The organism is Halomonas sp. BM-2019, assembly GCF_017584085.1.
Genome location: NZ_CP071922.1, coordinates 2,105,227 through 2,110,139, shown reverse-complemented (window position 1 = coordinate 2,110,139; position 4,913 = coordinate 2,105,227). Strand labels below are relative to the sequence as shown.

The following is a 4,913-nucleotide window of genomic DNA, read 5'->3' as shown; positions in this document are numbered from 1 at the left end:
TGCGCGGCTCTTGCGCACGCAAGAGACGTGACGGGCTGCCATGGTTCGCTGGAGCGCCTTGTTCGACCACAGGGGCTACTGCGCTGGGTGAATCGTAATCTTCAGGCCAAGAGCCTTCGCCACTTTGGCGACAGTCGCGAAACTCGGATTGCCTTCAGGAGATAGCGCCTTATATAGACCAGCTCGAGTAAGACCCACTTCCTTCGCCAGTTGAGTCATGTTTCGCGCCCGCGCAATATCTCCTAGGGCGGCAGCAATCAGGGCAGGATCCCCGTCTTCTTGGCATGCCTCCAGGTACAGCCGGATATCCTCTTCCGTCTCGAGATAATCAGCTGTGTCGTAACGGCTAAACTTTTCAGCCATAGGTCAGCCCTTCCACTCCGCAGCAAGGTTCTTGGCCTTGGCGATGTCTTCCTGCTGAGTACGTTTGTCTCCTCCACATAGAAGCACAACGACAACGGCACCTTGCTGCATGTAGTACACCCGGTATCCGGGACCGTAGTCGATCCTCATTTCGCTCAGTCCTTGACCGATCGGCTGGACGTCGCCGGGATTTCCCAGGCTGAGCCGCCGGATTCGCATCTCGATCCGGGCTCGTGCCTCGCGGTCCCGTAACTTCTTGAACCAACGATCAAAGGTTCCGCTCTTGAGAATCTCGACCATGTGCATACTGTAGTTGACACGCGGGGCCGGCGTCAACTGCAGTATTCACCCGGAGGGGGTGAGGTTAGCGCCCGTCTCTGTGGTCGAACAGTTATTAGACGGCGTGCTCTATGACCGGGTAAACTCAGCACCCTGATTGCATGGGACCATCCGAGACAAATCGCCCAATAAATTGGGCTCCTACATCAGTAGGCAATATCAACTGCTCTTGCCCGTCATGTTTCGCCGAAAAATCGGGCTCCTTCGTGGGGGTTACGACATCAGGGATGTTCTTCAGGCACGCTACCGCCCCGATCTGGGCATGTTCCCAACCTACAGCCATCCTTGGGGCTGTCCTTGCGTGCTGCGTAGTGCCTTCCAGTCTCCCCTTCTGGAAGTTCCACTGATTAAGCTATGTGAGCCGGTGCGGGGCTGCAAAGTTGAATTTGGTCTTAGTGACCTGGACTCCTGGAATAACTGCAGCACTTTGTACCTCCTGCCCGGCGTGTATGGCAGCGGAGTCGAGTAGAGGAACCAGCGTCCTCCAACCGGCCCTTTCGTTTTCATCCGGCTCCTGCGCGCTGTGCTCCCCGCGGGATACGGTCGTCTTAGCCCAGGATAAAGACCACGCAGGCGGCGGTGAGCGCCCCCATCACGCCGTTGAAGAGCCGCCAGGCGCGGGGCGTGTCGAGCCAGCGGCCGATGGCCATGCCGAAGCCCGCCCAGAGCGCGATGCAAGGTAGCGCCACCAGCTCGGCGAACCCGGCCAGCAGCAGGGCATTGACCAGGGTAGCGCCGTCGCTGGGCAGGAAGCCCGCCATCAGCGCCAGCCCCATCACCCAGGCCTTGGGGTTGGCGAATTGAAAGCCCGCCGCCTGCCAGAAGCTCAGTGGCCGCCCCTCCCCCCGCCGACGCAGGTCCGGCGGCGGCGCCGTGGCGATGCACCAGGCCAGATAGAGCAGGTAGCCGCTGCCCACCAGGCGCAGGGCGGTCTGCACCAGCGGATAACGCTCGAAGAGCAGACCCAGCCCCAGGGCGATGCCCGCGAACAGCAGGAAGCAGCCGCCCAGGATGCCGAACATGTGCGGCAGGGTCCGCAGGAAGCCGTAGTTGGCCCCGGAGGCGGTGAGCATCACGTTGTTGGGACCCGGGGTGATGGTCATCGAGATCATGTAGAGGGCCGCCGGCCCGAGAAATGCCAAGGCTTCCATTTAATTGAACCCATACAATATTGATTATTGGCGCCGTATCGCCTACATTGCTCAGCATAATGGGTGCAATTTTGGCGTCAAAGGTTTTATTGTCACCATGACAATCTGGATACCACGACTCGACGAGCAGGGCCCCCGCTACCGCGCCATCGGCGAGGCGATCGCCCGCGCCATCCAGTCCGGCGAACTGGCCCCGGGCCAGCGCCTGCCGCCCCAGCGTCGCCTGGCCGATGCCCTGGGCGTCACCGTGGGCACGGTGTCACGCGCCTACGCCGAGGCCGAACGTCGGGGCTGGGTGAGCGCGCGGGTGGGTAGCGGCACCTATGTTCGCGGCAGCGAACCCGCCGCCGAGTCCCCCTTCCTCGCCGCCGCCCCCCAGGCCGAGGAGGGGCTGATCGACCTCAGCCTGAGCCTGCCGCCACCCCACCCCCTGCGTGCCTCGCTGCTGGGCGCCGCCCTGGCCGGGATCGCCGAGGAACGCGCGGTGCTGGAACGGGCCGTGGCCTATCAGCCGGAGCGTGGTCTCGCGGCGCACCGCGAGCGCCTCGCCGCCTGGATGACCCGCCTGGGCATGCCGGTCACGCCGGAGGCGCTGGTGATCACCCAGGGGGGCCAGCACGGCATCGACCTGACGCTGCGGGCCCTCACGCGCCCCGGCGAGCGCATCGCCGCCGATGCCCTCACCTACCCCGGGCTGATCGGTGCCGCCCGCCAGGCGCATCTCAAGCCCCTGGGCGTGCCCCTGGACGACGCGGGCATGGACATGGAGGCCCTGGCGCGGCTCTGTGCCCAGCAGCCACCGCGGCTGGTCTACGTCACCCCGGATCAGAACAACCCCACCGGGGCCGTGCTCAGCGAGGCACAGCGCGAGCGCCTGGCCGAGCTGGCACGTCGCCACGAGTTCTGGATCCTCGAGGATGGCGTTCAGTACCTGCCGGAAGCCGAGCGCGGCACCCCGCTCTACCGGCTGGCGCCGGAGCGCACCCTGTTCGCCTTCAGCACCGCCAAGGTGCTGGCCGGCGGACTGCGCATCGGCGCCCTGCGGGTACCGGAGGGGCTGCAGGAGCAGCTGGGTGCGGCGGTGCGCGCCCAGAGCTGGATGGTGCCGCCGCTGATGGTGGAGGCGGTATGCCGCTGCGTGGAGAGCGCGGACGCCGGCCGCCTGCTGAGCTGGCAGCTCGACGAACAGGCCGAGCGCCAGCGCCTGGCGCGGGAGTGGCTGGGGGACTACGCCCCGTCCGGGCGGCCCCACGGCAACAACCTCTGGCTGACGCTGCCGGAGGGGCTGCGCGCCGCCGAGCTGCTCGCCGCCCTGGAGGAGCGCGGGGTGCGCCTGACCGGGCCGGAGCCCTTCTGCGTGGGCAGCGAGCCGGCGCCCCAGGCGGTTCGGCTCTGCCTGGGCGGGGCCGGCTCACGGGAGGCGCTGGCCCAGGCCCTGCGGGCGGTGAAGGAGACCCTGCAGGCACCCCCGCCGATCCCGTGGCGCACACTCTGAACGCCGCCGGATGACCCCAGCCTGAGTCCGCCCATGGCAGCGCCACAACGCCAGGCCCCCGAGCCGGATGAGTGACTCGGGGGCCTTGTGGCGTTAGGTTCAGTGGGAGTGCCCGCCATGGACCGCGTCGGCATCGCCGCCTTCACGCGCCCTGCGCGATGTGCGTTCGTTCACCAGGAGCCGCCATGACCGCCGTCATCTTCATCGCTTGGCGCTGCCGGAGCACAGTGCCCCAGCCTAACCCTCAGCATAGCGGCTCGGCACGCCTGTCCCGCCGTCGCCCTCAGTCGTCCTCAGTCGTCCTCGGCCAGCGAGAACAGGAAGCTGAAATCGGACGCCAGGCCCTGCCCCGGGGCGATGGTGGCGTTGGCATGGCAGTCGGTACAGTTCTTGTCCTGCACGTAGGTCTCCAGGGTCACGTTCGCCACCGGCTGATTGCCTCCGCTGGTCATGCTGGCGACCTTCAGCGGCACGGTGTTGCCAGGTGCGGTATAGGGTGGCACCGGGCTCTGTGCCCACTGGGTATTGACCAGCTGGTAGTACTGGAACACCGACCGGCTATCGGTCGCCTGGGCGATCTGGTCCTGCATGGCGAGGTTGAGCTGCATCGTCGGCGCATCATCGGTAGCCGTGATCGGGTACTGTCGCGTGACCTGTACCGGCTCCGACCTGGGGTAGAGCGGCGTGCAATGCCCGGACGCGTCGCAGCTCACCCGGGGCTGGTTGGGGGTACAGTCCCGCGACGGCTCGGCGGAGGCACACTGCGGATCGTAGAACGAGTAGCCGTGGGGATGGCCATAGCCGGCCCCGGCGGTCGGGACGTTGTCGATATGCTCGAAGGTCGCCCACAAGAAGTTGGGGAAGTGCTCGCTCTTGAGGATGAAGTGGAACCCCACCAACCCCATCACCGCCTGTTCGCACGCTCCCGTCTCGGGATCGCTGAGCCAGGCCTGGGCGACACGATAGCGCGGCCAGAGCTCGGGATGGTCATCGAGGTTGCGCCAGGCGGCCTTGATCTCCATGGCGCCGCGCGCCTGCCAGGGCTGAATGTCATCGCCCGGGGCCTGCCCCGACGGCAACGACAGGCCATGGGGATGCTGGTCGTCCGCGTTGTTGGCGACCACCAGCTGACGGGCCGCGCGATAGAGACGGTTGTCGGCGATATAGGCGAACTCGGCCCGGCTCACCAAACGCTCGTACCACACCAGCTCACCCGCCTGGTCGGTCAGCCAGCCGCCCACGGCCTCATCGGTCTCGTCAGGGTGGATCACGCTGGCGTCGAGCCGCGCCAGGGTGGCGGCCCCCGGCAGCTTAGCGTGACTGCCGAGGCGGCGATCGCTGGCCAGCGCCGCCGCGCCGTTGCAGGTAGCCGGCGGGTCCGGCAACACACCCCAGGCATCGGGGGTCGCTCCCCCCGGGAGGAAGATCGCCTGCGCCGGCTTGAAGGTCTCCCAGACCCTCGGGCGATTGTCGTCGCCACGAGGATCGACGGGGAGCCCCCAGTCGGCGGCGGCGACGCCGCGGTCGGGCTCGCCGGCCCGGTCCGGGTCGCCGGGCCAGGCGGC

General features: G+C 67.1%; 5 protein-coding genes. 1 reads left to right on the top strand and 4 read right to left on the bottom strand.

The genetic code is table 11. The features are described 5' to 3' along the window. Positions 1–75 precede the first annotated feature (75 nt). From J5F18_RS10465 to J5F18_RS10455, 3 genes are all read right to left on the bottom strand, one after another. Entirely contained in the window at positions 76–363 is a 288-nt protein-coding gene (locus J5F18_RS10465) for an addiction module antidote protein (protein ID WP_346298595.1), read from the bottom strand. A gap of 3 nt (positions 364–366) precedes the next feature. After that, entirely contained in the window at positions 367–663 is a 297-nt protein-coding gene (locus tag J5F18_RS10460; RefSeq protein WP_346298594.1) for a type II toxin-antitoxin system RelE/ParE family toxin, read from the bottom strand. A 587-nt stretch (positions 664–1,250) separates the two neighbouring features. Then, on the bottom strand, positions 1,251–1,853 hold the full coding sequence (locus J5F18_RS10455) for a LysE family translocator (protein ID WP_346298593.1): 603 nt from the start codon (positions 1,851–1,853) through the stop codon (positions 1,251–1,253). A gap of 97 nt (positions 1,854–1,950) precedes the next feature. On the opposite strand from J5F18_RS10455, the gene J5F18_RS10450 reads away from it, so the two are divergent. Beyond that, a complete protein-coding gene (locus tag J5F18_RS10450) occupies positions 1,951–3,348 on the top strand; it encodes a PLP-dependent aminotransferase family protein (RefSeq protein ID WP_346298592.1) in 1,398 nt (465 codons plus the stop codon). A 293-nt stretch (positions 3,349–3,641) separates the two neighbouring features. On the opposite strand, the gene J5F18_RS10445 is transcribed toward J5F18_RS10450, so the two are convergent. Further along, on the bottom strand, positions 3,642–4,913 hold a 1,272-nt coding region (locus J5F18_RS10445), incomplete at its 5' end, for a hypothetical protein (RefSeq protein WP_346298591.1).

Coding starts and splice junctions, on each gene's coding strand:
- J5F18_RS10465 (WP_346298595.1), bottom strand. CDS start 363: ATGGCTGAAAAGTTTAGCCGTTACGACACAGCTGATTATCTCGAGACG.
- J5F18_RS10460 (WP_346298594.1), bottom strand. CDS start 663: ATGGTCGAGATTCTCAAGAGCGGAACCTTTGATCGTTGGTTCAAGAAG.
- J5F18_RS10455 (WP_346298593.1), bottom strand. CDS start 1,853: ATGGAAGCCTTGGCATTTCTCGGGCCGGCGGCCCTCTACATGATCTCG.
- J5F18_RS10450 (WP_346298592.1), top strand. CDS start 1,951: ATGACAATCTGGATACCACGACTCGACGAGCAGGGCCCCCGCTACCGC.